21 protein-coding genes are annotated in these 26,046 nt (G+C 70.8%); 20 read left to right on the forward strand and 1 reads right to left on the reverse strand.

Features of this window, described 5'->3' with window-relative positions:
• The 20 genes from AB0O53_RS14165 to AB0O53_RS14260 form a co-directional block, all read left to right on the forward strand.
• Nucleotides 1–824, forward strand: an 824-nt coding sequence (locus AB0O53_RS14165; RefSeq protein ID WP_365195515.1) for a hypothetical protein, incomplete at its 5' end; no start/stop codon positions are given.
• 224 nt (nt 825–1,048) lie between these two features.
• Nucleotides 1,049–1,393: a hypothetical protein gene (locus AB0O53_RS14170; protein ID WP_365195518.1), complete on the forward strand. Its 345-nt coding sequence runs from the start codon at nt 1,049–1,051 to the stop codon at nt 1,391–1,393.
• Nucleotides 1,390–1,635, forward strand: a complete 246-nt coding sequence (locus tag AB0O53_RS14175) for a hypothetical protein (RefSeq protein WP_365195521.1) — start codon at nt 1,390–1,392, stop codon at nt 1,633–1,635. Before AB0O53_RS14170 ends, AB0O53_RS14175 begins: the two co-directional genes overlap by 4 nt.
• Nucleotides 1,632–4,055: a DEAD/DEAH box helicase gene (locus AB0O53_RS14180; protein ID WP_365195524.1), complete on the forward strand. Its 2,424-nt coding sequence runs from the start codon at nt 1,632–1,634 to the stop codon at nt 4,053–4,055. The genes AB0O53_RS14175 and AB0O53_RS14180 overlap by 4 nt, the downstream gene beginning before the upstream one ends.
• A 532-nt stretch (nt 4,056–4,587) precedes the next feature.
• Entirely contained in the window at nt 4,588–5,103 is a 516-nt protein-coding gene (locus AB0O53_RS14185) for a hypothetical protein (RefSeq protein ID WP_365195527.1), read from the forward strand.
• Nucleotides 5,104–5,525: 422 nt separating this feature from the next.
• Nucleotides 5,526–6,059 carry a restriction endonuclease gene (locus AB0O53_RS14190; RefSeq protein ID WP_435886650.1) on the forward strand — a complete coding sequence of 178 codons (534 nt, stop codon included), beginning with the start codon at nt 5,526–5,528 and terminating at the stop codon, nt 6,057–6,059.
• A gap of 329 nt (nt 6,060–6,388) precedes the next feature.
• Nucleotides 6,389–7,630 carry a ParA family protein gene (locus tag AB0O53_RS14195; RefSeq protein WP_365195533.1) on the forward strand — a complete coding sequence of 414 codons (1,242 nt, stop codon included), beginning with the start codon at nt 6,389–6,391 and terminating at the stop codon, nt 7,628–7,630.
• Nucleotides 7,627–8,610, forward strand: coding sequence for a ParB/RepB/Spo0J family partition protein (locus tag AB0O53_RS14200; protein ID WP_365195536.1), 984 nt, complete (start codon nt 7,627–7,629; stop codon nt 8,608–8,610). The genes AB0O53_RS14195 and AB0O53_RS14200 overlap by 4 nt, the downstream gene beginning before the upstream one ends.
• 251 nt (nt 8,611–8,861) lie before the next feature.
• Nucleotides 8,862–10,505, forward strand: coding sequence for a DUF2637 domain-containing protein (locus tag AB0O53_RS14205; RefSeq protein WP_365195720.1), 1,644 nt, complete (start codon nt 8,862–8,864; stop codon nt 10,503–10,505).
• 527 nt (nt 10,506–11,032) lie between these two features.
• Nucleotides 11,033–11,926: a hypothetical protein gene (locus AB0O53_RS14210; protein WP_365195539.1), complete on the forward strand. Its 894-nt coding sequence runs from the start codon at nt 11,033–11,035 to the stop codon at nt 11,924–11,926.
• 50 nt (nt 11,927–11,976) lie between these two features.
• On the forward strand, nt 11,977–12,246 hold the full coding sequence (locus AB0O53_RS14215; protein ID WP_365195542.1) for a hypothetical protein: 270 nt from the start codon (nt 11,977–11,979) through the stop codon (nt 12,244–12,246).
• Nucleotides 12,243–13,355 (forward strand): conjugal transfer protein, encoded by a 1,113-nt coding sequence (locus AB0O53_RS14220; RefSeq protein ID WP_365195543.1) that lies wholly within the window; start codon nt 12,243–12,245, stop codon nt 13,353–13,355. The genes AB0O53_RS14215 and AB0O53_RS14220 overlap by 4 nt, the downstream gene beginning before the upstream one ends.
• 17 nt (nt 13,356–13,372) lie before the next feature.
• Entirely contained in the window at nt 13,373–13,657 is a 285-nt protein-coding gene (locus tag AB0O53_RS14225) for a hypothetical protein (RefSeq protein ID WP_365195546.1), read from the forward strand.
• A complete protein-coding gene (locus AB0O53_RS14230) occupies nt 13,654–14,289 on the forward strand; it encodes a hypothetical protein (protein ID WP_365195549.1) in 636 nt (211 codons plus the stop codon). Before AB0O53_RS14225 ends, AB0O53_RS14230 begins: the two co-directional genes overlap by 4 nt.
• A 14-nt stretch (nt 14,290–14,303) precedes the next feature.
• Nucleotides 14,304–16,847, forward strand: coding sequence for an ATP-binding protein (locus tag AB0O53_RS14235; protein WP_365195552.1), 2,544 nt, complete (start codon nt 14,304–14,306; stop codon nt 16,845–16,847).
• Nucleotides 16,844–19,255, forward strand: a complete 2,412-nt coding sequence (locus AB0O53_RS14240) for a hypothetical protein (RefSeq protein WP_365195555.1) — start codon at nt 16,844–16,846, stop codon at nt 19,253–19,255. Before AB0O53_RS14235 ends, AB0O53_RS14240 begins: the two co-directional genes overlap by 4 nt.
• Nucleotides 19,252–20,412, forward strand: a complete 1,161-nt coding sequence (locus AB0O53_RS14245; RefSeq protein WP_365195557.1) for a C40 family peptidase — start codon at nt 19,252–19,254, stop codon at nt 20,410–20,412. Before AB0O53_RS14240 ends, AB0O53_RS14245 begins: the two co-directional genes overlap by 4 nt.
• 201 nt (nt 20,413–20,613) lie before the next feature.
• On the forward strand, nt 20,614–21,075 hold the full coding sequence (locus tag AB0O53_RS14250) for a hypothetical protein (RefSeq protein WP_365195560.1): 462 nt from the start codon (nt 20,614–20,616) through the stop codon (nt 21,073–21,075).
• Nucleotides 21,072–23,246 (forward strand): type IV secretory system conjugative DNA transfer family protein, encoded by a 2,175-nt coding sequence (locus tag AB0O53_RS14255; RefSeq protein ID WP_365195562.1) that lies wholly within the window; start codon nt 21,072–21,074, stop codon nt 23,244–23,246. Before AB0O53_RS14250 ends, AB0O53_RS14255 begins: the two co-directional genes overlap by 4 nt.
• Nucleotides 23,247–23,263: 17 nt before the next feature.
• Nucleotides 23,264–24,202, forward strand: coding sequence for a replication-relaxation family protein (locus tag AB0O53_RS14260; protein WP_365195565.1), 939 nt, complete (start codon nt 23,264–23,266; stop codon nt 24,200–24,202).
• Nucleotides 24,203–24,260: 58 nt separating this feature from the next.
• Here AB0O53_RS14260 and AB0O53_RS14265 read toward each other — a convergent pair whose 3' ends face one another.
• The gene (locus tag AB0O53_RS14265) at nt 24,261–24,572 is read right to left on the reverse strand and encodes a hypothetical protein (protein WP_365195567.1); all 312 of its coding nucleotides are present in this window, start codon (nt 24,570–24,572) and stop codon (nt 24,261–24,263) included.
• Nucleotides 24,573–26,046: the final 1,474 nt, after the last annotated feature.

Below are 26,046 nucleotides of genomic sequence, written 5' to 3' on the forward strand. Positions count from 1 at the left end.
CGTACAGCGTCGCCGAGTTGCTGAAGGCGCTACACAAGGTTGGGGCAGGTGCGCAACTCACCGTTCTGGCCGAGCGAGCCGCCACCGGCGCGGCCCTCGACGACCCGGACAGCGTCGCCGAGTTGCTGAAGGCGCTACACAAGGTTGGGGCAGGTGCGCAACTCACCGTTCTGGCCGAGCGAGCCGCCACCGGCGCGGCCCTCGACCACCCGCACCACCATCACGCGGCACTGCTGGAGGTGCTACAGACGGCCGGGCTGAGTGAGCAGGTCACCGCATTGCTGGCCCGTGACTCCGCCGTCCAGGCGTTTCGGGTCGCCCAGGTGCTGGCGGTACTGTGGAAGACGGGTGTGATTGAGCAGGTCACCGCGATGGCCGAGCGAGCCGCCGCCGACGTCCTCCTGGACGATCCGCACGGGATCGCCGCACTGTTGAGGGTGCTGCGGAAGGCCGGAGCGAATGGACAGGTCACCACTCTGCTGGCCCGCGAGCCCGCCATCCACGTGGTCCTCGACCACCCAGACGAGGTCGCAGCACTGCTGAAGGCGCTGCGGAAGGCCGGGGCGGACGAACAGGCTGCCGTGCTGGCCGAGCGAGCCGCCACTGGCGTTGCCATCACCGGCCAGCCATCCGCCAGCCAGCTCATGAACGAGCTGGGAAAGATGGGAGCAGAGAAGCAGCTGGCCACGCTGACCGAGAGGCTTCCAGCCGCAGGACACTTCGACGAGTTCCTCATGAGCGGTGGAAACTCGAAGCGGTTCCGTTTCGGACGTGAGCCAGACGGCACTGCTGCGGCGCCATGGACCTGGGACGACCTGGACTGAACCAGTCGTCGTGGCGCGGTGCCGTGTGGGCCCGCGTACGCAGGCACCGACCCTCTGGGTGGGGCCTGGGGAGTACCTCAACGGACCCCAGGGACCCCTAAAAGCATTCTCTTGAAATGCATTTGAAATGGATGCATACTGGGGGTGTCAAGCTCTCACGCAAGACCACACCGCTCGCGGCCAAGACGCGTCACCGACTGCGAGTTCAAGGAACGGAGTCGAAGATGACCGACGTCCCACCTTCCGCCGACACGGCCTACCCCGACGCTCCCAACACCCAGGAGGAAACCGAGGAGATCATGCGGCTGCGCCGCGCCGGCCGGATCAGCGACCGCGACTGGCTGCTGCGCCGCGCGGCCCTCACCGACCGGCAGACCCTGGGCGCGGACCCCGCCGACGGCAAGGTCCAGACGTCGGTCCAGGAGACCTTCGACAAGCTCCTCGCCTTCGACGCCGCGAACGGCACGACCATAGGGCCCCTCGCCATCGACCACCCTGCATGGAAGGCCGACCCCCGCGGCTACGTCCGGCAGGAGTACGCGATCTGGGCCGGGAACGCGCGGTCGTGACCGCCGGAATCATTCCGACCATCAAGTGCGACTGGACCGGCCCGAGTAACAGCAACGACGACTGTGATCAGGAGTGGTTCGCTCCCGTCACGATGCCCCACCACCGGGCGCTGCGCGCCTGGCTGCGCGCCCGCGGGTGGCGCAGGCTACGCGACGGCCGCGACCTCTGCCCCGACCACCCACCCTCCTCCGTCCCGAGCGCCGCCCGGCCCCACGGCCCCGAGAGCAAGGCGAGCACATGACCCACGCTGACACCCGCACCCCTCCCCCGCTGCGCCCCCACCAGAGCGAGGCCCTGGCCCGCGCCGTCGAGGAACTCACCCCGCGCTCCCCCGCCGAGCTCCCCGCTGCCGGCCTGCGGACGCAGGTCATCATGGCCACGGGCAGCGGCAAGACCCTCGTCGCCGTACGCGCCGCCGAACAGCTCGGCGGCGGGCACGTCCTGGTCCTGGTCCCTTCCCTGGACCTCCTCGACCAGACGGCCCGCGCCTGGCGGGACGGCGGCCGCACCGGCGCCTTCGTCGGGGTGTCCTCCCTCGACTCCCACGAGGCCGGCTTCCCGCACACCACCGACCCGCACACCCTGGTGCGGCAGACCGCGGCCGGGCACGAGAGCGTCACCGTCTTCGCGACGTACGCCTCCCTCGGCAACGGAATCCTGGAAGCAGCCCACGAAGCCGGCCTGCCCGCCTGGGGCCTGATCGTGGTGGACGAGGCACACCGCACCAGCGGCCGGGCGGGCAAGCCCTGGGCCGTCGTCCACGACAACGCCCGCATCCCGGCCGCCGCGCGCCTCTACATGACCGCCACCCCGCGGGTCTGGTCCGCTGGCGACGGCGACGACGAGGACGGCGAGCTCGTCGCCTCCATGACCGATGACCCCGACGGCCTGTTCGGCCGCGTCGCGTACCGCCTGCCGCTGGACGCCGCGATCGAGGCCGGGATCGTCGCGCCGTATCAGGTGGTGGTCGTGGACGTGCAGGACCACCAGCTCAACGCCGCCCTGCTGGCCGCCGGCCAGGACTCCGAAGCGGTCCGCGGCCTGCGCCTGGGCGCCCTCCAGACGGCCACCCTGAAGGCTGCCGAGCAAGAGGGTCTGCGCCGGGTGCTCTCCTTCCATCAGCGGGTGTCCGAGGCCGAGGCCTTCGCCGTCGGGCTGCCCGACAAGGCTCGCGACCTCCGCCGTCAGGACGGCGAGCAGGAATCGGAGGAGGACACCGGCGTGTGGGCGCAGTGGCTGCACGGCGAGCACAAGCCGGCCCACCGGCGCAACGTACTGGCCCAGTTCGCGGCCGGCTTGACCGACAGCGGACAGGACGCGCGTCTCTCCCTCATCGCCAGCGTGAAGGTCCTCGGCGAGGGCGTCGACACCCGGGAATGCGAGGGCGTCATCTTCTGCGACGTCCGCGGCTCGATGCCGGACCTGGTCCAGGCTGTCGGCCGCGCCCTGCGGATGCACCCCGGCGAAGGCAAGATGGCCACCCTCCTCGTGCCGGCCTTCCTCGCCACCGGCGAGAGCGCGGAGTCGATGCTCACTTCCCCCGCGTACGCGGGCCTGGCCAAGCTCCTCGCCGCGCTGCGCGCCCACGACAGCCGCATCGAGCATCTCACCAACCCGGGCACCCCGACCCCCGCACGCACCGACACCCCCGGCTCCGTGCCCGCCGACCACGAGGGTGCACCGGACGACGAGCAGGCCGCAGTGAGCGCACCCGCCCGCGAGCTCCTGCGGTTCTCGAAGCCCCGCGACGCACGCCAGCTGGCCAGCTTCGTCCAGCTGCGGGTCCTCAACCCGGAGCGAGTCCAGTGGCGCCGCAGCCTCCAGGCCGCCCAGCGCTACCGCGCCGAACACGACGACCTCCGCGTCCCGTACGGCTTCCGCACCCCCGCCGACTGGTCCCCCGCCGGCTTCCCGCTCGGCGTCTGGATCGCCGACTGCCGCCGCCACTACAAGGCCGGCGCTCTCGACGGCAGCCGGATCGTGCAGCTGGAGAAACTCGGAATGCGCTGGAGCCTTTTCGACGCCCGTTTCGACGAGGGCCTGGTCGCGGCCGCCGCCTGGGCCGCAGAGTCCGGCGTCGGCCTGGCCGCCCCCGTGGACGCGGCCCTCGACGGCTACCCCGTCGGCCGGTGGCTGAAGAACCAGCGCGCCGCCGCCCGCCGGGCGAAGACACCGCTATCCCCCGAGCGCCGCGCCGCGCTTGCGGAGATCGACCCGGGCTGGTGCCCGGCCTGGAGCATCGACTGGCAGCGGGCCTTCCGTCTCGCCCAGCACCACGTCCGCGCCGGCGGTGTACTCCCGGAAGGGGCCGGCCTCCTTGTCGAGGACGGCGAGGACCTCGGCCGCTGGGCTGCCACGCAGCGCCACGGTTTCGGGAAGCTGGCGGGGGAGCAGCAGGAGCTGCTGGCCGCGCTGGGCGTCACGCCGGCTCCCGCGTCCGCCAAGCGGACCCGCGAGGAGCTGTGGGCGCACAACCTCCGGGCGGCAGCTCAGTACCGGGCCCGCGTCGGGCACCTTGACGTACCGCGCAGCCACACTGAAGAGGTCGATGGTGAAGCGGTGCGGCTCGGTGCCTGGATCAGCCAGCAGCGCGTCAAGGCTGGAAAGCTGTCGGTGCAGCGGGTCGAGGAGCTGTCGGCCCTCGACATGCGCTGGGCGTAGCGGACCACGACGACGGCTCCCCAATCAGGGAGCTCACAGGGCAAGACGATCTACCCAGGGAGCCAACCCGGCAAATTAGGCAATCAGTCCCGAAAAGCGACGCCCAGAATGGGCCCTACAGTCGACGAACTCGGCATGCCTGGTATGGATCGACCTCTGATCACCCGAGAGGCCTGTAGGCGGCCCCTCGTGGCGTTTCCGACCCCTGGAGGGGCCGCCGATTACGGCAAATGAGTGTCCTGGGGCCGCAGTCCGACTGAGCGCGCCCCTTCGGACCGCGCACCGCTGCTGGTCACGCCCGACGCCACCCGCCCGGCCGTGAGGCGCATCGCCGGACAAGCCGCCTCATGGCAAAGTGATCATGTCGGACTGACAGAGGTGGGGGAGACACGTGAGGCGACATCTCAAGACGGGCGCAGCAGTCATGCTCACGGCGGCGCTGGCTGGCTGTGGTGGGGGTGGGGAAAGTGTGATCCCTCCGACGAGCGGCCTGGGACAGAGCTCGGTGCCAGCGGGCCCCTACCGGTTGGAGATGCCCAAAGCAGTACTCAAGGGCGTCTTCACGGAGTCCGACCATTCGGCGCCCGATCAGAACATTCCGACGATGCTCTCGGGCCAGATCGAGCACGGCGTCTCCGCCTTCGCCGCCTACCAGCCGGCCGACCGAACCACGGCAACGTCGGGGCCTGTGCTCGCGGTGACCGGGGTGTACGGAACCGTGCTGAACCCAGTCACAGCCCGCGACGAGTTCCTGAGAATTCTCGACCGCCGGACCAGCGTCCCAGACAGGCGCTCCACCGTGATCATCGGTCCTCGCACGATTACCCCTCAGGGTTCCTCAGAGCCCGTGTCCTGCCGGATCGTCCAAGAGGTCGACCAGTTCGGCACGACCTGGGAACCCGACTGCTCCTGGGCCGACGGATCGGCCGTGGTGCATGTGTCCCAGACCGTGGACTTCAAGAAGCCGCCAGCCGCGTTCGACCTTGAGGCCTTCGCCGCGAAGACGGCGACCATCCGCAACGAGATCCGCGTCCCCATAGCGCAATAGACGCTCGGACGCCCGGCTAGACCCCTCGCGGTGCTTCTCGTTGGGCAAGCCTCCCCTGCGTCCTTTCGGGAGGAGGGCAAGCCTTTGGGCAAGCCACTCTGAGGAGGCTGGTCGCAGACTCCCACCGTCCGGTGGGAGGCGGCCGCTTGCTCGCCGGCGCTTCCGGGGGCTGCGCGCCGTGCCCCGCTCCAGGAAGGCCGGCCATGACCGCACGTCGGTACCCGACGCGTTCCGCTGCTCCACGACGACCAGGACGAGGGCGTCGAACCGCGCGCCGAGGGAGGGGAGGACGGGGCGCGGACGCGGGCGCCCTTCTGGCGGCGGCCGCGCTCGCGTCCGTTTTCGTTCCGCAGGCGCGACAGTGGCTGGAGCTCCACGGCTCCGGCATTGCCGTGGTTACCGCCCGGGCCCTCGTTGTCGGGGTGCTGTTCCTGCTCCTCGTCAAGGCCGGACGGCGCTGCTTCTCGGCCTGGGCCGGACGGCGCCGTAGGCCGGAAGGCTGGAACATCCGCTTCCTGGACGGCCTGCACCATAGCCAGTTCGAGGAAGCAGTCCGAGACCTGATGCGCCGCGACGGGGCGCACGATGCCGTCCGGGTGGGCGGCGCCGGCGATAACGGCGCCGACGTCAAGGGGACCGATCCGGAAGGCCGTCGCTGGGTCATCCAGTGCAAGCACCGCCGCGATGGGGCCTCCGGGGCGGCAGTCGGCACGCCGGACCTTCACGTACTCAACGGCACCGGCCGTCCCGTTCACGGCGGCGACGTCGTCGTTCTCGTAACCAATGGACGGTTCACCGGTCCAGCACTCAAGTTCGCTCGAAGTCAGCGGCTGCACCTGGTAGACCGCGGCCTCTTGGATCAGTGGGCCAGCGGATCGTCTCCGCTCTGGGACCTACTTCCCCATCTGCCGTCGCCTCGGCGTACATCCCAAGGACTCGGTCGGCTTCGTCCGTAACCGGCCCAGGCCCAGGTAGCCGACCCTGCACGACAGCCCGTGAGGGGCCACCGTGGGTGCTGCTTCGTGGTGGCCCTGGCAACACCGGCGTCGACGCCAAGGCAGTAGAAGCATCACGGGCGTCGGATTTCGTCGTTCCTCGTCACCACCGGCTGGATCTCCGCCAACGTGGGACGGCGCAGTCGTCTGCGGAGGCCTGCGTCCTCGCGGAGGTCATTACGGCGTAATACGGGCCCGCTGGCCTGACAGGGTGACACCTCAGAGCCAGTTCGCCATTTACTAACATGTCGCATCCATGATCGATCTTGAGTGTTAGTAAGGTGTCGACTATGACAACGCCCTCTGATGGAGACACTCGCGAGAAGGTCGTCTCCCGACTCACTCCCTCGCTGCAGCGAGACCTTCGGGTACGGGCTGCACAGCACGGCATCGACATCCAACACGCAGTCGAGGCAGGTATCTCGGCCTGGCGGGGGCTCGGCGCGAACCTGGCCTCCATCGAGACGGCCGGCGCCAGGTCGTTCTCCACCTGGCTCCCGACTGGCCAGTGGGAGGGATTCCGCTCGGACTGCACGGCACGAGGTGTGTCGCTCGTCCAGGGCCTCACCCAGTCCGTCCAGGTGTGGCTGGACAAGAACCCCGCGCCCAACGTTCAGCGCCCGGTGGTCGTCCGACGCCTCATCGTGTGCAACCAGAAGGGGGGCGTGGGGAAGACGGCAATCGCCTCCGGTGTCGGCCAGGCGCTTGCCGAGGACTCCGACCAACTACATCGCTCCCGCATCTCAAAGGCCCTCGCAGCACTGCTTCGGGAGGACGAGGAAATCTCCGGGCTGGAGTACGAGGACCTGCCTGGCCTCGGGCTACGCGTGCTGCTCGTCGACTTCGACCCGCAGGGTCACCTGACCAAGCAGCTTGGCCTGAGCCCCCTGCCCCTCGACGGCGACAGCCTCACCAAACACATGGCGGGGGAGGCGAAGGGTGCACTCAGCGAGCTCATCGTTGGTGTTCCCGACGATCGCTTCGGCGGGAGACTGCATGTACTCCCCTCGTGCACCGACGCGTTCCTGCTTGACGTGAAGCTGTCAGGCGTGCGTGCTCGCGAGGCCGCCCTGGAGAGGGCCCTCCTCCCTCTTGAAGGCGACTACGACGCGATCCTGGTCGACTGCCCGCCTAGTCTCGGTCTCAGCATGGACGCCGCCGCCTACTACGGTCGTCGGCGTCAGGGGGAGGACCCTGGCAACTCCGGAATCCTGGTCGTCGTCCAGGCCGAGGACAGCTCCGCAGACGCCTACGACCTTCTTACCTCGCAGATCGAGGACCTGCGCAGCGACATGTCTCTGGAGCTGGAGTACCTCGGCCTGGTGGTGAACCACTACGACGCCCGGCGAGGGTTCATCGCCACCTCTTCACTCCAGAGCTGGATGGACCTGAAGGACCCGCGGGTCGTCGGCGTGATCGGTGACCTGAAGGAACAGAAGGAGGCCGTACGCGTCAAGCAAGCGCTGCTCGCGTACGCGCCGAACTGCGTCCAGGCGGTAGCCCTGCGGGCCCTGGCGAGGGAGATCTCATGAGCAAGGCATCAGCACTCGGTATGGGCAGCAGCTTCAGGCAGGCACAGTCGATCAGCCCCCGTCGGGCTGCGATCGACGCTGCGACGTCGGCTCCGACCGTTGGAGCCCTACCGACGGTCAAGCTGCCCGTTTCCTTGATCAGCTTGAATCCCCTCAACCCCAGGTCCTCATTGGGAGACTTGACGGATCTCGCAAACAGCCTGCGTGACCACAAGCAGAAGAACGCCATCAGCATCATGTCCCGGCTCGCCTACCTTGAGGCCCACCCAGAGATGGAGGAGGAGCTGGAGAAGGGAACCAAGTACGTCGCCATCGACGGCAACTCCCGCCTCGCGGCGGCCCGGGAAGCTGGGCTGGAAGAAGTCAAAGTGGTCCTGGACGAGGACCTCGGCAGCAACCCGGACGAGATCCTGGAGTCCGCACTGGTCGCCAATGTCCACCGAAAGGACTTCGACCACCTGGACGAGGCCCGCGCGCTTCAGCAGCTACTCGCCGTCCACGGGACCCAAGAGGCGCTGGCTGAGCGCCTCCACCGCTCGCAGGGGTGGGTGTCCCAGCGACTCGCCCTCCTCAAGCTCACTCCCGAGTTGCAGGGGAAGCTCCAGGCAGGCCAAGAGCCGGTCGATCTTCTACGCATGGTGGGCAACGCAGAGCCTGCCGACCAGGCGAAGAAGCTTGAGCTGCTGAAGAAGCAGAGGGCCGAGCAGAAGGTCAATCGGCAGGTGCGGCGTACGAAGGCCTCGCCAGAAGCGCCCAAGCCGCCCGTCGAGCAGCAGACCTCACCCAATACCTCTACAGAGCCGCCGGGTAGCAAGCCGTCCCCTCAGGACGAGCGCCACGAGGCGCTCCGCCGCTATCTGCAGCTCGTCGGCGACGCGGAGACGTTCGTTGCGGACCTGCTGAAGTGCTGCACCCCTGAGTACCGAGAGCAGCTTGCCCAGCGCATCCGTGGCCTGCCGGGGGACGACGGCGGGCATTGACTGTGTCTCCCTCCGGCTGTGCCCGACAGCGTGCCCGTCCGTCGCTCTCATTACGACGTAATGAGAGCGACGGACGGGCCAGGTCGGCCGTGCGTATCCCAGCACCCCGTATTACGGCGTAATACGGGGCCCGCGCCCCAGCCAGCCGGGCGCGTCAAACAATCATTCGAGGAAATTGCCCTGAGCGCACAGACTCCTGATGCGAGGGTGACTACAACAACAACGCGAGGAACGAGGCAATCCCAGTGGCGATCCAGCTGACTCGTACGCACCGGATACTCATCGCGGTCGTGGTCGCCGGAGCCGTCATTATCGCCGGCATTGGCTTCGCCGGCTCGTACGCCGCCGTGCGCGAGCTCGCGCTGCAGAAGGGCTTCGGCAGTTTCTCCCTGGTGTTCCCGATCGGCATCGACGCGGGAATCTGCGTGCTCCTGGCGCTCGATCTCCTGCTGACCTGGATCCGTATCCCTTTCCCGCTGCTGCGTCAGACCGCGTGGCTCCTTACGGCGGCGACGATCGCGTTCAACGGTGCGGCCGCATGGCCGGACCCTCTCGGCGTCGGCATGCACGCCGTCATCCCGGTGCTCTTCGTGGTCACCGTCGAGGCGGCCCGGCACGCGGTGGGCCGGATCGCGGACATCACGGCCGACCGGCACATGGAAGGCGTCCGCATCACGCGGTGGCTGCTCTCGCCGATCCCAACGTTCAAGCTGTGGCGCCGTATGAAGCTGTGGGAGCTGCGCAGCTACGAGCAGGCGGTCGGCATGGAGCAGGACCGGCTGGTCTACCAGGCGCGCCTCCAGGCCCGGTACGGGCGCGGCTGGCGCCGCAAGGCGCCGGTGGAGGCGCTGATGCCGCTCCGGCTGGCCCGGATCGGCGTACCTCTCGCGCAGACCGCCTCGGCGGGACTGACAGCGGCCGGCCTGAGCCCGGTCCTGCTCACGCGCCCCGCCCCCGAACCTTCACCCGAGCCCGCAGCCGAGTCGGCATTGACCGCAGCGGTCGAGGTACCCGAACTTCCTCCGGCCGGCCCGACCCTCGCCGAGGACACCTCCTCCCCGAAAGCGGAATCTCTGGCCGGGCTCGCGGACGCGACTCCCGAGGCCCGGGAGGAAGCACCGGAGCCGGTCCTCGTCGACCTGGCCCAGGCCGGAGAAGACTTCGTCGCGCGGTACGACACGGTCCCCTCCGCGGAGCAGTTCGCGGCGTTCCTCGCGCGAGACTACGGCCTGACCGACGACACCGGCGGCCTCCTTCCCGACGTCCTACTGGAGCCGGTGCTCGCCGAGCTCCAGGCAGCCCAGCCCGCAGCACCCGCGCCCGAGGCGGCCGTTCCGTTCGCCGAGGCGCCGGTGGCCGACGAGCTGCCTGCCCCGCGGCCGGCGCACGAGGAGCAGCCCCACAGCGTGGGGGAGCCGCACCCGTTCTTCGGGAAGCAGACGGCCCTGGGCGGCGTGGCCGAGGCCCCGGTCGAGGCCGCGCCGCTTCCCCCCGCAGCGGTGCCCGCGCCGACGGCCTCGGTGACCGACCCCGGTCCGGCCGCCGCCTCGGGCCGTTCCTTCGAGCAGCCCATCCTCGCGGCGGCAGGCCCGGACGGGCAGGACTGGGTCGCCGAGGTGACCGCCTCGGGTGAGGCAACCGCGCGAGTTCCGCGGCAGCAGGACGCCGAGAAGCCGGCCGAGGCAGACCCGATCCGCAGCGAGATCGAGCAGGTTGCGGACTGGCTCGCCGAGGCCGAGAGCACCGGGACGAAGCTCTCGGGTGCCGAGGTCGCCCGCCGACTGGGGGTCTCCCCGAAGACCGGTCAGCGCCGCGTACTCGAAGCGCAGAAGCACCTGGAGGAGCAGCGCCGGCAGCAGGGCCGGGCACACCTTCGCTCCGTCGGCCGCAGCTGACCGACGTTCCGGTTAGAGCTCGGTGACCGGTCGTCGGTCACCGCCACCGGCCTGCCCAGGCCGTCCTCCGCCGTGACCGATCCCCCCGTGACCGATCCTGCTGCCGGCGCTGTGACCGGTCACCCAACCCTGCCCGTGACCGATGCCCGTGACCGGTCACCGGCCCAGCCCGTGACCGATGCCGGGCCCGGTGACCGGTGACCGATCCGGGCTCCATCGGTCACCGGTCACGACCGGTCCGCGGCCATCGGTCACCGACGCACACCCTCTCCGCGCCCGCCTCCTGGGCAAGCCCCGGCCCGCAAATTGGGGGGCTTGCCCACCACCCAGGGAGGCTTGCCCAGAGTTGCATGGACCGGTCACGAGGAGGCTTGCCCAACCCCCCACCAGGCTTGCCCAATCGGTCACGGGAGGCTTGCCCAGCTAGAGGGCAAGCCTCCCATCTGCGCTTTTAGGGCTGCGGGCAAGCCTTCGGGCAAGCCGGTCTGAGGAGTGTGTACGGCACGAGATCCGAAAGGAGACGTGCCGTGCACGACGCTTCGCACCCCGCCGCCGGCGGCGGGTACTTCGACCGGCTGGACGCCGACTGGGCCGCGCTGTGCGCGGATCCCGCCCTGCGCCAGGCCGTGACCGACTGGGTGACCGATGGCCAGCTGACCGACGAGCTCGCGGCCGTGACCGATTCCTGGGCCGGCTCCCTGACCCCGGAGCAGCTCCTCGCCGCGCTCCGCCCGGCGGCCGACGGCGTGACCGATGAGCTGACCGATGCCGTCCTGCGCGTCCTCCTGGAGCGGGCCGCCGGCCGTGACCGATCGGCCGTGCTCGCCGGCCGCGTCATCGTCCAGGCGATGCTCCCCGCCGTCCTCCGCATCACCCGCGGACAGGTCCGTACGACCGGCGGCCGCACTCGCGACGCCGTCGGTCACGTGACCGTGACCGCCCTCTACGAAGTCGCCCGCTCCGGCCGCATCCACCACCGGCCCGGCCGTCCGGCCGCCAACCTCACCCTCGACACCCTGCGCCAGGTCCTGGCCGAACTCGCCGCCGAGCAGGAGCCGGCGGGGGAGGACCTCACGGCCGCAGAGCAGATCGCCGACCCGGCTCCGGGACCGTACGAGATCGCCCGCGCCCGCACCGTCCGTGCGGCCGCCGCCGAAGCACGCCTCCACGCGGGCCCGGCCGACGACGCCGCGAGTGCCCCGGCCCGGCTGGAGCTCCTGGAGCTCCTCCTGGACGCGGTGGCCGACGGCGCCCTGTCGACCGCGGACGCGCAGGCGCTGGCCTGGCACCACATCACGGCCGGACTCCCGGACGCCGAGGCCGCGGCCCGCGCCGGGACCACGGCCGGCGCCTGGCAGCGTCGGCGTTCGCGGGCCCTGGCCCGCCTCACAGCATCCCTCCAGCCCGAGGCCGCGGCATGAACCGGACCTGTGCCCCTGCCACCGTCCGCTCCCCCCTTTGGAGATGCGCCTTGACCACATCCGCCGCCGCGACGTCGCTGGACGCCGACGAAGAGCGCGTCACCCGCGCCCAGCGTCTGCTCATCCACCTCGGCGCCGCCCTCGTCGCCCACCCCTTCGACACGACCACCCACGAGAAGCTCCGCGCCTTCCTCGACGAGGACGCCGAGCCCGTCCTCGCCTCGCTCGCCGCGCTGAGCCGTCGGCCCGAAGCGGAACTCCGGCGCCGGATCGCGGAGCTGGCCGGCAACACCCTGCGCTCGGCCGGAGGCACGGCATGAGCCCCATCCTCACCGGCCGCCGGAAGCAGGCCGCGCCGGCCGACCCGCAGCCGCCGACTGCCGGGGAGACCGGGCCCGAGCTAGCAGCCGGCTCGGTCGCCGGCTGGTCGACCGGAGCGCAGGCCAACTCGGCTGTCCTGATGCGCTGGCTCGTCTGGGGCCTGATCGCACTCGGCCCGCTCCTGGGCGCGCTCGCCTACCTGTCGGTCCCCGCGACGTCCGCAGCCCCGGCGCCGAAGACCGCGCCGTCCGCACCGGCCGCGGCCGGCGGGCAGGGCGCATCCGGGTTCGCGACCCTCTTCGTCGCCGCCTACCTGTCCGCCGGCCGCGGCGACGAGCCCAAGCTCGCCGCCTACTTCCCGCCGGCCGCCAGCATGCAGCTCGACGGCGTCTCCGGCCAGCACCAGGGCGAGCAGCTGACAGTCGTACGGCTCCGCCAGACCGACAACGCGGTCTGGTCGGTCACGGTCGCGGCCCGCGTCACCGGCGCACAGCCCACGGCCACACCGTCTACGCAGCCGGGCGCCTCGCCGAGCCCGGCCGCCGCGGGCGATGCGGTGCGCTACTTCCAGGTGCCCGTGGCCACCGCGCCCGGCGCCGGGGGAGCGACCGCGTACACCGCGCTCGCGCTGCCGGCGGAGGTCGCCGCCCCCGAGCGGGCCAAGACGCCGGAGCTGGTCTACGGCGCGATGCGTCCGGCCCTGCCGACCGACCCGCGCACCCAGGCCGTCACCAGCTTCCTGACCGCCTACCTCACCAAGGGCGGTGCCGAGCTCGACCGCTACCTCGCCCCCGGCACCCGCCTGGCCGCGCCGTCCCCGGCCCCGTACTCGGGCGTCGCGGTGGACCAGCTTGCGGTCGAGGGCGAGACCGGCGGCGAACCGGTCGTCTCCGTCCCCGGCGACGGCACCGCCCTGCGGCTCCTGGTCACCCTCCGGGCGACCGGTCAGGACGGGGTGCGCCTCCCGCTCACCTACGCACTCACCCTCAAGGCCCGTGCCGGCCGCTGGGAGATCGCCAGCCTCGACGGCGCCCCGGCCCTCACCTCACCGACTCCGGCCCCGGCCGCCTCCGGCGCCCCCGGTCCGGCACCCACCCCCACCGCATAGAAGAAGGAGCACCCGTCATGCACGAGACCGTCACGCTGGCCGCGGGCTGGATCCAGACCGGAACCGGCATCGGCACCGACATCAAGGCCCTGATCTTCGACGTGGCCATCCCGGCCCTGTGCGGGATCTTCGTCGTGGTCGTCGGCTGGAAGACGAAGGCACCCGGCCCGACGATCATGGCCGTCATCTTCGCGGCGATCGTCTGGGGCCTGTCCGCGAACATGGGCGCCCTCAAGAACAAGACCACCGAGGACATCGTCCAGTACCAGTCCGGCCCGAACGCCGCCCGGACCGACCAGTGAACGAGGCCACCGCCAACGGCGGGGGAGACCTGGACTTCGAGCTCATCGGCCGCTGCTACACCAAGGCCCGGCGCGCGCCGCTGGTCCACGGGGTGATCCGCGACGTCAACGGCGGCCGCGGGATCCGGCTGCCCGGCGGCCCCTACACCCTCACCCAGCTCGCCGGGATCGTCGCCACCGTCGCCGCCCTGATCCTGACCCGCCCCCTCTGGGGCGGCAACGGCTGGCTCGACGTCGCCGTCCTCCTGGTCCTGCCCGCGGCGGTGGCGTTCGTACTGCGTCACCTCCACATCGACGGCCGCAACCCGGCGGCCGCCCTGCTGAGCATCGCCCTGATGCTAGCCGCGCCCCGGCGCGGCCAGCTCCGCGGCCGCGCCTATCGGCCAGCCCGGCCCACCCGCGGCGATACCCGAATCCACCTCCCCGCCGATGAACCGTCCGCCGGCGCCCTCGCGAGCGATGCCGCCACCGCGCCCGAGCCCCGCCCCAGACCCGCCCGCCGCCGGCCGTCGGCGCCCGCCGCCCAGCCGCCGACACCTGCCGGGCCTTCCACGGCCGCCGCACCTGCCGCGCCGGTGGCCTCGGCGGTGCAGGCCCTGCTGGCCCGCCGCGCCCCCACGACTCGCACCTGATTGGAGAGATGACGATGCGCCTGCCGATCCGGCACGTCCAGAGCAACTTGATCTTCACCACCCACGGCACCGTCTGGGCCGTCTGGCGCGTCGCCGCGACCAACTACTCCCACGCTCCCGCCGTCGTGAAGCGCCGCCGCCTCAAGGCCTTGGAGGGCCTGTTCAAGGCGATGACCGGCGAGCCGATGCTCATGAGCCTTTGCCCGCAGATCGACCCGACCGCCGTGGTGCGCGCCATGGTCGACGACATCGACCTGGAGCGCGCGCCGCGCTACGAGAGCCTCGGGCACGCGGTCCTGGACCAGCTGGAGGACATGGAGCTGACCGGGCGCACCGACTGGCTCGCTCTCCCGCTGCCCCCGCTGTCGAAGAAGGACGCGGTGCTCTCCGCGTTTCGGGCAGCGAAGGCGGAAATCTCCCTGCAGCTCGGGCTGATGCCCGCAGTCGTCACCGACTCGGAGGTGCGCCGGCGCCTGGAGCAGGCCCAGCGGATCCAGGCCCAGTGGCCCACCGGGGTCTCGATGCGGCCTGCGTCCGAGGCGGAGATCCTGTGGATCTACGGACACAGCGCGCGCCGCGGGCTCGCCGAGCCGTTCCTTCCGGACGGCACCGATACCCCGGTGCGCGGCCGTGGCCGCAGCGTCGCTGCCTTGGGGGAGATCCTCGTCGGCGAGGGCGGTATCGACTTCAGCAGCGGGCCCGCGCTTCCGGCCAACCCGTTCAACCGGCGGTTCCTGCAGGTCTCCTCCGAGTGGGGCGACTCCTACCAGGCCCTCCTGGCCCTCTCCGAGATGCCTGAGGCCTTCGCCCTCCCGGGAGCGGCCTACCTGCAGCAGCTCGACGACCTGGCCTACCCCGTCGACTGGACCGCTCGCCTGGTTATCGTCCCCGGCTCGAAGGCCGAGCCGAAGGTCCGCAAGCGCGCCCGTCACCTCAAGGCGCAGGCCGCCGAGTACGAGGGCGACCCGGCCGGCCCGCCTGCGGCCGTGGCCCGCAACCAGCAGGACAACGAGGAGTACCACGAGCGGCTGACCGCGAACCGGCGCGAGGTGGAGATCCGCGCCATGGTCACCCTCGCTGTGTGGGGCAACAGCCCCAATGACGCCATGGACCGCGCCGCGGCCCTCGAGAGCGACTTCGGCTCCACCGACTACACCTTCTCTCGCCCCGTCGGCGAGCAGACCAACCTGTGGCAGGCCATGCTGCCCGGCTGCCGCACCCCCCGCGTCATGGCCGGCTACGCGAGGATCCTCCTTGCGCGGGACTTCGCGATGGCCATGCCCTGGTGCGGATCCCAACTCGGCGACGAACGCGGCGGCCTCTACGGCCTACAGGTCGCCTCCGGCGGGGCCCGCCCCGTCCTCATCGACCCCGCCCGCGGCCCCCGCGAGAACGCATCCGCCTCCATGGCCTGGCTCGGCGAGCTCGGCGCCGGAAAGTCCGTCGGCATGAAGGCCGCGGTCTACAACGTCCTGGCGCGCGGCCACCAGCTCGGCCGGCCGGGCTCCCGCGGCCGCGCCGTCATCGTCGACCGCACCACCGACCAGGAATGGGCCCGCTTCGCCAAGGCCTGCGCCGGCACCACCCAGCTCATCCGCATCGACCACACCGCCGAGGTATCCCTCGACCCCCTGCGCCTGTACGTGAAGAACAGCCCTCAGGTCGCGGCCCGCTTCACCGAGTCCTTCCTCACCCTCCTGCTCGGCGTCCGCCCGATGGACCTCGAAGGCGTCGCCCTCTCCGAAGCCGTCCAGGCCGTCCTGTCCCGGCCCGAGCCGTCCATGCGCGCCCTCACGGACGAGCTCACCACACGCGGCGCCGGCGACCCAGCGGCCCACGGCCTGGCCCGCAAGCTCGCCTCGGTCGCCCGCAAGGACCTCGCCCGGGTGGTGTTCGACGAGACGCTGCCGGTCGTCGACACCCAGCGCGCCGACAGCGTCGTCTTCCTCGTCAGCGCGCTGCAGCTGCCCAAGAAGTCCGAGCTCGCCTCCGAGCACCGCATCCAGCGGCTGGAGTTCGAGAAGGTGTTGGGCCGGGCCCTGATGTACCTGATCGCCGCCGTCTCCCGGGAGACCGCGATGCGCTCCCGGGAGGAGTTCGCGGTCACCGTCTTCGACGAGTGCTGGTGGCTCACCTCCAGCGACGAGGGCCTGGAGCTGCTCCTGGAGCTCTTGCGTGACGGCCGCAAGCGCAATGCGGCGGCGTACGTCGGCAGCCACGACGCCAACGACATCGGCCCGTCCGACAGCGAGAAGGGCGTCATCGTCCGCGGCCTCATCCCACACCGCTTCGTCTTCCGCCAGACCAGCCGGACCCTGGCAGCCCGCTCCCTGGAATTCCTCGGCGTGGACGCCACCGACACCGAGCTGCTGGACCTGGTCACCGGCGGGCTCTCCCCGCTCGGCCTGCCCGAGGACCAGCGCCGGGCCCGCGCGGGGGAGTGCCTCTACCGCGACCTCGCCGGCCGCATCGGCCTCATGCGCGTCCTCATCCCCCGCGACCGGGCGATCGAGCGGGTCATCCACACCACGCCGACGAGCGAGCAGGCGGCGGCATGAGGACCCCGCGAGCTCCGTTCAAGCGGCTGCGCCTGCTCGGCGCCGCCCGCCTGCGCTTCGCCCTGCTCGTGGCGGCGCTCGCCGCGACCGCCTTCACCATGCTCACCTCGCTGCCGGCCCTCGCCGAGCCGAGCCCGACCCCGACACCCACCAGCCCCCCGCCGAGCAATCCGCTCACCCCGAATCCGCCCGGGGCCCGTACGCCCACCCCCGAGGAGCTCGCCGAAATCGAGAAGATCATCGCCGACCTCAACAAGAGGCTCTCCGACAACTTGCAGGAGGCGTACCTCAAAGCGGAGGAGGAGCGCCTGCGCAAGCTCCTGCCCAACGAGGGCGGCGTCCTGGCCGTGTTCAACGTGACCGACGAACGGAACCTCCCCATCTCCGCCTACACGGTCAAGAGCGACACCGGGGGGCTGACGGACTGGGACCTCGGGATCCAGAACCTGATCACCGAACTCTGCTTCATGATCACCAAGTGGGTCATCGCGTTCTGCTGCTGGCTCATCGTCTGGGCCCTCGGCTTCGGCCTCGCCAAGCTGCTCCTGGCGCCGGTCCTGTCCGTCGCCAACTCCCTGCACACCCAGGTCATCCTGCAGATGGGGCTGCCGTCCCTGTTCCTGTCGGTGTGCGCGCTGATCGCGGTCGTCCGCATCTTCTTCGGGGACCGGGCGAAGGGGTGGGGCGACGCGGCCCTGTCCCTCCTGATCGCGGCGCTCACGGCCACCCTGCTCTCCTCGCCCCCGCAGCTCCTCCTCGGCGAGCAGGACGGCGCGATCGCCGCCGCCCGTGGCCTGGCCCTCGAAGTCGCCGACATCATCCTCGACGCCAACCCGGGCCCGAAGGAGAAGGCCCCCGACGACGAGGACTCCGCCAGCAGCCGGGCACTCTCCCGCCCGCTGACCAACGCACTCACCGACGCCTTCATCGTCAAGCCCGCCATGCTCCTGCAGTACGGCCGGGTCTTCGAAGGCGAGTGCGCGAAGAAGTACTCCGACACCAAAATCACGCAGCTCGCCTACGAACGCGCGGTGAACCAGCAGATGGAGAAGCTGAAGAAGCTCAACTCCTACCGGGCCTGGATCGACCCCACCGGAGCGCAGACCACCGAATGGACTCTGCCGATCGCGCAGCGGTGGGCGATCGACCACTTCGGCAACCCGCCGATGGAGAAGTTCGAGAAAGACTGCGTCAAGGGCGACGTCCAGGCCGCGAAGCGGGCCTCGATGGACAAGGTCGGCGGCGCCATCTTCCTCCTCGTCGCCGCGCTGATCGTCAGCGTCCTGATCGTCGGCCTCACCGGCAGCTTCCTCGTCGCGCAGTGCCGCATCGCCTGGGACGCCGTACGCGCCGAACCGGCCCTCGTGGCCGGCCTGCTGCCCGGCGCCGGGCGCGGCTACCTGTGGGACTGGGCGGCCTCCGTCCTGCACTCCCTCGGGCAGCTCCTCGCCTCCATCATCGGCCTCGCCGTCCTCATCCTCATCGTCCAGGCCGTCCTCGACCCCGTGCAGCAGGACTGGGGCAACGAACTCACCCTGCGCTTCCTGGCCGTGGACATCGTGTGCATCGGCGCGATCAAGAAGCGCAAGGCCCTCACGGTCAAGTCGAAGCAGGCAGCGGCCAAGTGGCGCGACAAGATGTCGTCCGGCCGCATCGGCGGGACCAACGGCAGCGCTCTCGCCCCGTCTTCCACCCCGGTGGCGAAGAACCAGTCGATCGCACGCAAGGTCACCCGCGGCGCGGTCCGCACCGCGATGGTCGGTGTGGCCGTGGCCTCGGGCAACCCGATCGCCGCCCTCGGCTACGCCACGAGCTCCAGCGTAAGCACCGTCGCGCTGATGAACCGCATTCAGTCCGGCGGCAACAGCGGCGGCCGCCGTCCGGCCCGGCCGGCGGGCCAGCCCCAGCCCCAGCCCCAGCCCCAGCCCCAGCCCCAGCCCCAGCCCCAGCCCCAGCCCCAGCCGGGCAACGCCGGCACCCCGGGCCAGACACCCCCCGTCCCGCCGCAGAACCCGCCCGCGCAGCCGCCCGGTTCCCCGGCCAACCAGCTCCCCGGAGGCCCCGCGCACAACCTCGCCACCAGCAGCCAGGCGGTCACCGTCCCCAATCAAACTCCGGGAGGACCGGCAACCCAACCGACCAGCGGCAACAGTCAGGCGCCCACCACGCCGAACCAGCCCAACGCGCAGACCACCAGGCGCCACCAGCCGCGTCACCAGGTCCCGACCCAGCCAGCGAGCTCGCCGCGCCAGCAGCAGCTCCGGCAGCGCCTCGACCGCGGCACCCCCCGCCAGCCCGGCCCGCGCCGCATCCCGACCGCGACCCCGCGGCGGCCCAGCGACGCGACCCTGAGCCGTAACGAGGAGCGGGAGCTGAACCTGCGCCGCCGCCGGCAGCGCCGGTCATGAAGAAGAAGTTCAAGGGGTGGCTGGCCGGCCTCGCGGCCGTTGTTGGCCTGGCGCTCGTCCTGCTCGCCGCCGTCGGCGCCCACGTTGCTGGCCTCGGCCAGAGCGAGGCCGAGGCCGCAGCGGCCAGCTGCCCCGCCGGTGGCCAGCCCGGCCTCGACCCGGACACAGCCGAGATAGCCCGCAAGGTCAAGGAGATGCTCGCCGGAAGCGGCGACGTGAACGTTCCAGGCCTGTCCGAGCCCAAGAAGCAGATCCCCAACGCCAAGGTCATCGTCGCGACCGGCATCCAGAAGCGGGTGCCGGCCCGCGGCCAGGTCGTCGCCCTCGCCACCGCCCTCCAGGAGTCCACCCTGATCAACCTCGACCACGGCGACCGCGACTCCCTCGGCCTGTTCCAGCAGCGGCCCTCACAGGGCTGGGGAACGCGCGAGCAGATCATGGACCCCGTCTACTCCTCCGGGAAGTTCTACGACGGGCTGGTGAAGATAAAGGACTGGGAGCAGATGCCCGTCACCGTGGCCGCGCAGAAAGTCCAGCGCTCCGGCTTCCCCGACGCGTACGCCAAGCACGAGCCGCTCGCAACCGCCCTCCAGCAGGCCATCGCCCCCACCCTCGGCGCCGCCCCCGCCGGTCCGATGCCGGGACAGCCAGGCCTCGGCGGCTTCGGCCCGGGACGGTGCGCCGGACAGGGCGGCGGCAACGTCGACTTCGGGAACATCCCGCCCGGCTCTCTGCCCGAGGGCTACCAGATTCCGGCCAGCGCGCCGCAGCAGGTGCAGACCGCGATCCGGTGGGCGCTCGGCCAGCTCGGCACCATGTACCAGTGGGGCGGCAGCTGCACCAACCCCCACGGCCCCAACGCCTCCGAGAGGTGCGACTGCTCCTCCCTGACCCAGCGCGCGTACGGGGTGGCCGGCAAGGAGATCACCCGCACCACCTACACCCAGATACACGACGGGAGAGGGGTCCCCGCGACCGCCATCGCTCCAGGCGATCTCATCTTCGTCCGCGGAACGGCCTCCGCTCCCGAACACGTAGCCATGTCCATCGGATACGGCTACGCGGTACACGCCCCCCGGACCGGCAAGCCGGTGATGGTGTCGAAGGAAGGAGAACTCGGCGGCCCCGTTCTTGTCGTCCGGCGCATCGTCGGCTGAATCCAGCTGTGCCCGCTGCGCGCATCTGCGGGGCGGGCACGCGCTGACAGCCCTCAACGGTCAAGGGATGGCAAAGCATTCGGGCGTGGTGTCTGGATCGGTCTCGAATTCTTACTTGGTCCAGGTGAAGGGCTTCTTCGCACAACCTGGAGGAACCGTGCGCCACACCGCCCCGTCCCAGTCGACCCCCGGTTGGCCGACATGAACCTCCCGGACTTCCCGGTCGACGAGCTCCTCGCCCAGCTTCAGGCCGTCCTGAGCGCGGCCGCGCCGTACCTGGTCGCCCTCGGCGTGCTCGGGGCGGCGGTGTGGGTGTGGTGGACGATCCGCCGCGCGGCGCTCGTCCGGGAGGCGCTCGCCGACCGTGTCCGGGTCGAGGTCATCCCGACCGCCACCTTCGACCCGAGTGAAGGGGAGGTCGGGCGCTGGGCCCGCCAGCTCGGCCGGGTCCACCACGCGGCCGACCGGGTCCCGGCCCGCGGTTCAGCGGTGCGCCTGCGGTACACCGCGGAGGCAGGGAAGATGCGCTGCTACATCGAGGGCCCGGCGGCCGCGGCCGCGGTCCTGAACATGCCCGGCTTCGCCGAGGTCGAGGTCCGCACGCAGCACGGCCAGGCCGACATCCGCCCTGTCCGCTTCACCGGCCCGGGAGGAACTCCGTGACCGCTGTCATCTCCCTCGCCAAGCCCGCGCAGGCGGCCGCCGTCCCGGCGGCCGCGCGCCGGTACGTGCAGCGCGCTGAACTCGCCCTGGGTCTGCCCGACTACAAGGCACTCGCCTCCCTCGGCCTGAGCCCCGACCCGCTCCAGCAGCTGGCGGCGGCCATGGCCTCGGTGCGCACCGAGGACGGGGAGAAGGCCGAGGCGGTCTTCGACCTGGTCCCGGTCTCCGAGCAGCGCCTGGCCCGCCGGCGTCGGCGCCTGATGGCCCGGGCCGCCCGACGGGGCCCGTCCGCGTACGGCGAGCGCCTCACCGGCGGCCTCGGCGGAGGCGGCCTCTGGGGTTCGATGACCTCTGCCTGGTCCGGCGGCGCCGGGTCCTCCAACCGTGCGGAGCGGATCCCGCGGCAGACCGACCTGCGCGACGGCGTCGGGAAGCTCGAACCCTCCGCCGGGGCGGTGTTCGCGGTGCAGATCCTTCTGCGTACCGAGGCCGCGCACCCGCAGCTGGCCCTGGCCCGGATGCACCAGCTGATCGCCGCCCTGTCGATGACCTCGGGGGAGAACTACCTCAAAGCCCACCGGCCCCGCCGCTGGTCCATTGGCCGCTTCGAGCGCCGCTTCGCGACCGGCGAGTTCGCCCCGATCCGCCGGCAGTGGCTGACCGTGCCCGAGCTGGCCGGCTGGCTCAAGCCGCCGACGGTGAAGTGCACCGCCTCCAGCGTGGTGCGCTCCGGCGGCCTGGTCCCGCCGGCCCCGGCCGACCTGCCCGTCTACACCGGGCAGCGCGACCTCATCCCGCTCGGCGCCGTGGTCTACCCCGACGGACGCGAGCGGATCGCCGCCGCCCGGGTGCAGGACCTTCTGTTTGGCCTGCAGCTCGGCAAGGCGGGCCACGGCAAGACCGAGGAAGCCCTCGTGCAGTGCATCGCGATGGCGCACTCGGGCTACGGCTGCTGGTTCCTCGACCCGCACGGAGAGGGCTGGGCCCGCGCCAAGCCCTACCTCGCACACCCGGACATTCTCGACCGGCTCTGGGAAATCAACCTCGCCAAGGCCGACCCTGACCAGCCCGTCGTCTCCTGGAACCCCCTGTCGATGGAGAGCCGCACCCTCACCGACGTCCAGGACATCGTCCGCTCCGTCACCGAGGGCATCGCCGCGGCCCAGGACTGGGGCGACAACGCACCGCGCGCCCGTACGATCCTGGCCCGGGCCTCCCAGGCGCTGGCCCTGCTCAACCTGAAAGCCGTCCAGGCAGGCCACCCCGAGGCGCAGTGCACCCTCTTCCAGCTGCGAACGTGGCTCACCGACGAGGACTGGCGCGAGCAGCTCCTGCCCAACCTCCCGGCCCGCGTCCGCGCGTACTGGGAGAGCACCTTCCCCAAGCTCGGCCCCGACGCGGTGCCCACCGTCACCTACGCCATCGACCGCCTCGACACCAGCCAGAGCCTCCAGGGCTTCTTCGGCAGCCCACGCTCCGCGTATGACGTCCGCCACGCGATGGACACCGGCAAAATCGTCTTCCTCTGCCCGTCCGGCAGCGAGAGCGACGCCCTCGTCAGCTGCCTGCTCATCCACGACCTGCACCGCGCTGGCCTCTCCCGGCAGGACACCCCGCGCGAGCAGCGCAAGACCTTCTGGGCATGGGGTGACGAGCTCACCGCGCTCGACAACAGCAGCAAGGGCTTCCTCGCCGCCATCGCCGAACAGCTCCGCAAGTACGAGGTCCGCTTCATCGGCATGACCCAGATGGTGCTCCGGCTCTCCGCCATCACCCGCCAGGCCCTCCTGCAAAACCAGTCATGGCTGTCGACCTGCGCCGCGGACTACGACGAGGCGGCCTTCGTCGCCAAGCGGTGGAACGGCCACGTGTCCCCCGAGACGATCACCGAGCTGCCGAAGTACCACTACCTGATGTCCGTGAACCTCAACGGCGCCCGGACCACTCCCTTCCGGGTCCGCGGCCTGCCCGTGGACGAGGTCTTCGCGCACTACGACAACCCGGCCGGCGTCCCCGCCCTCGACCAGGCGATCGACAGCAACCTCAACCGCCGCCCCCTCGGCGACATCCTCGCCGACCTGGAAGAGCTCGACGCCGTCGTCCTCGCCCACCACACCGGCCGGCGCCCCGGCGGCCCGAGCGCCGGCGACCCCACCAGCGTCATCGCCTAGAAGAAGGGGAGCACTCCATGCCCTACCCGCACTCCGCCCCCACCGGGCTGGGCCAGGTCGCCCAGCAGGCCGCCCAGGTCCTCTACCAGCACCGCCTGGTCTCCACCATGCAGCTCCACAGGCTCATCACCCCGCACCACACCCGGTCCGAGTTCCTGCGCCGCCAGCTCCACACCCTGCGACAGGCCGGCTTCGCCGAGGCCGTAGGACGGCGCAGCGCCGGCCAGACCCAGCTGCTGTGGTGGCTGACGGAGAAGGGGGCCCAGTCCGTCGAAGCCGTGGGCCTGCTCCAGCCCCGCGCGTACCGGATGAGCCAGGAGGCCGCGCTCGGCCCGCTCCAGGAGCACACCCTCGCGGTCGTCGAAACCGGAGCCGCGTTCGTCGAGCACGCCCGCCGCCTAGGGCACGAGTGCGGCCCCCTGGACTGGTCACCGGAGATCGCCCACTACTACCGTGACGAGGCCCGGCCCGGGGAGGAGCTGTGCCTCGTCCCGGACGCCGTCCTCAACTATGTCCACACCCATGGCAAGCAGCGGACCTTGCTGACCTTCTTCGTCGAGGTCGACCGCACCCAGATGACCATCGCCCGCCTCGCCCAGAAACTGCACGCTTACGCCGCCTACCACGAGTACTCGCCCCAGGCCCAGGCCGCCAAGGGCACCCGCGCCAGGCGTCAGGCCACGATGCAGGTGTGGCGCTACCGGTACCCGGCGTTCCCTCGGCTCCTGCTGGTGCTGACCGGCGCCTCCCAGGAGCGTCTCGCCCGTCGGATCGCCGATCTGCGCAGCCTTGCCGCCAGTGACCCCGCGCTCGCATCCACCCCACTGCGGGCAGGTGTCACCACCCTCGACCAGCTCCGCGCCCACGGCCCCTTCGAGCCGGTCTTCACACCGGTCCTCGGCCCGGCCGAGCCAGTGGACGCTTGGCTCCGTGGCCCCCTCGCCGCAGCAGCCTGAATACAAGCTGGGGCGGGAGGCCTAAGCTTCCCGCCCCCTTGGCAGGCGACTGGCGGAACTATCCCGTGATTCTGTGGAGGGGAACCACAACCTCCCGGCCGGTTGCCCTTTCGCCGAGCCGGAAGAACTTCACCTGTCCCTCCTTGTGAGTGAACTCCAGCCACCCGTCGGCTTCGAGCTCCCGGCGCGCCTTCGAGAAGTGCGGCGCGGGCACACCGGCCATCTCCGCCAGCTCAGCCGCAGTCTTCTCGACGGAAGTCTCCAGGCCCCCCAGGATTGCGTACCTCATCAGCACGTTCTGCTTCAGGTGCGGCAGTTCGCTTATGCGCTGCGCGAGCGCTTCGAGCTCCGGGTACAGATGGCGAGGCATTGGTCTTTTCCTTTTTGGTAGCGGGTCGCCCCGGCACGGTCGGCAGGTGGTAGGCGGCGGCCTCCTGCGCCTGTTCCTCCCCAGAGAGGCTGGAGATGATGTGTGGGCTCGCGCGGTACTTGATGGTCCGCCCAACCCGCTCGGCTACCAGCAGGCACTTGTGCTCTGCCAGCATCTTCGCGATTCGCCGCGTGGCTTGTGGGGTCAGTCCCAGGTGGTCCGCAGCCTCGTTCGCAGTGGCTCCGCCCTTCTCGAAGGCCTTGATACCGCAGAAGAGGAACACACGGATGGCATCGCCGGTGAGACCGGACTCCTTGCTCAGCATCTCCATGACCCGCGGGATGGAGAACTGCCCATGTCGGCCGCCCATGTTGTACGAGATGCGACGAGGCGGTGGTGGGTCTACCGGCTCTAGCAACTCGTACACCTGACCGGTGGCCGGGTTGAACACATCGCGGGCCCCGCGCACTTCTCTAGGCACTACCGACCCCTGACCTGTGCTGTATGAACGCGCCGATCTTACGGCAGACGACATGTCGGCAACGGTAACTGAGCGAACCCAGCGATTCGCTCCCTGACGGCTGGCGACATGTCGTCCTGGGTCAGGCAGCGAACCAAGGGATCTATGGGCCGCTCTGCGGGCCTGATGCGGCATGTCTTCCTGACGCCGAGCGGAACCGAAGGAACCCTCCAGTTCGTTCGATGTCGCTCCACGACATGACGCCAGGCGACATGTATCGGCATCCTGGGATGCCGATATGGAACCCTGGGATGCCGATATCGGCATCCCAGGGTTCCATCAGTCGGCGCATTTTCGCAGGTCAGAGAGATGCGGTGGCTGCGCCCTCTATATGTATCGGGAGGGAACCCAAGCTGGAGGCTGACCGGCACCGCCCTGGCTTGCTCGTAAGGCAACTACGACTCGTCACCTCGGGACCTATGCAGCGAGGGATGGTGGAAGCTTTCCGGTTGGCATCGGACCTTCGGCCCGATAGCCGGGGGACCAGCCCCCCGGACCCCCCGCCAGCGCAAAGGCCGCGCTGGACCGGCCGTGGCGCGGGGGCCAGCCCCCGGACCCCCTGGCAGGGGCTTTGCCCCTGCACCCCTCACCGGGGGCTCCTCGCCCCCGGACCCCCCGCCAGCGCCTTTCGGCTGCGCTGGACCAGCCACTGCCGCCTGCCCTGCGCGGGCTCCCTGACGGTCGCCCACGCACCGCTCCGGGCCCAGGGGGCCCTCCACTGGGCAGTTGCCTCTGACCCTGGTGGCTCGCGCCGTCCACTGCGAAGGAGTTGGCCAGGCTTTGTCGGTGGGCTGACGACTGCTCCAGGGTTCCTGTGATGGGCTGAGGTCGAGCCAGGGCGCAAGCGTCAGTTCCGCATGAATGTTCAAGCAGGTGACCGGCTGCGATCCAACCCACAGGTGGCACGAATACCTCGGTATACCTGCGGAATTGGTCAAACCCGACAGCAGCAGC

The sequence above is a fragment of the Streptomyces erythrochromogenes genome, from assembly GCF_040684695.1.
Taxonomy (GTDB): Bacteria; Actinomycetota; Actinomycetes; order Streptomycetales; family Streptomycetaceae; genus Streptomyces; species Streptomyces erythrochromogenes_C.

What these genes read in the sequence shown, in the direction of transcription:
- AB0O53_RS14170 (WP_365195518.1), top strand. Translation starts at nt 1,049, where the DNA reads ATGACCGACGTCCCACCTTCCGCCGACACGGCCTACCCCGACGCTCCC.
- AB0O53_RS14180 (WP_365195524.1), top strand. Translation starts at nt 1,632, where the DNA reads ATGACCCACGCTGACACCCGCACCCCTCCCCCGCTGCGCCCCCACCAG.
- AB0O53_RS14185 (WP_365195527.1), top strand. Translation starts at nt 4,588, where the DNA reads ATGCCCAAAGCAGTACTCAAGGGCGTCTTCACGGAGTCCGACCATTCG.
- AB0O53_RS14195 (WP_365195533.1), top strand. Translation starts at nt 6,389, where the DNA reads ATGACAACGCCCTCTGATGGAGACACTCGCGAGAAGGTCGTCTCCCGA.
- AB0O53_RS14200 (WP_365195536.1), top strand. Translation starts at nt 7,627, where the DNA reads ATGAGCAAGGCATCAGCACTCGGTATGGGCAGCAGCTTCAGGCAGGCA.
- AB0O53_RS14220 (WP_365195543.1), top strand. Translation starts at nt 12,243, where the DNA reads ATGAGCCCCATCCTCACCGGCCGCCGGAAGCAGGCCGCGCCGGCCGAC.
- AB0O53_RS14225 (WP_365195546.1), top strand. Translation starts at nt 13,373, where the DNA reads ATGCACGAGACCGTCACGCTGGCCGCGGGCTGGATCCAGACCGGAACC.
- AB0O53_RS14235 (WP_365195552.1), top strand. Translation starts at nt 14,304, where the DNA reads ATGCGCCTGCCGATCCGGCACGTCCAGAGCAACTTGATCTTCACCACC.
- AB0O53_RS14240 (WP_365195555.1), top strand. Translation starts at nt 16,844, where the DNA reads ATGAGGACCCCGCGAGCTCCGTTCAAGCGGCTGCGCCTGCTCGGCGCC.
- AB0O53_RS14245 (WP_365195557.1), top strand. Translation starts at nt 19,252, where the DNA reads ATGAAGAAGAAGTTCAAGGGGTGGCTGGCCGGCCTCGCGGCCGTTGTT.
- AB0O53_RS14250 (WP_365195560.1), top strand. Translation starts at nt 20,614, where the DNA reads ATGAACCTCCCGGACTTCCCGGTCGACGAGCTCCTCGCCCAGCTTCAG.
- AB0O53_RS14260 (WP_365195565.1), top strand. Translation starts at nt 23,264, where the DNA reads ATGCCCTACCCGCACTCCGCCCCCACCGGGCTGGGCCAGGTCGCCCAG.
- AB0O53_RS14265 (WP_365195567.1), bottom strand. Translation starts at nt 24,572, where the DNA reads ATGCCTCGCCATCTGTACCCGGAGCTCGAAGCGCTCGCGCAGCGCATA.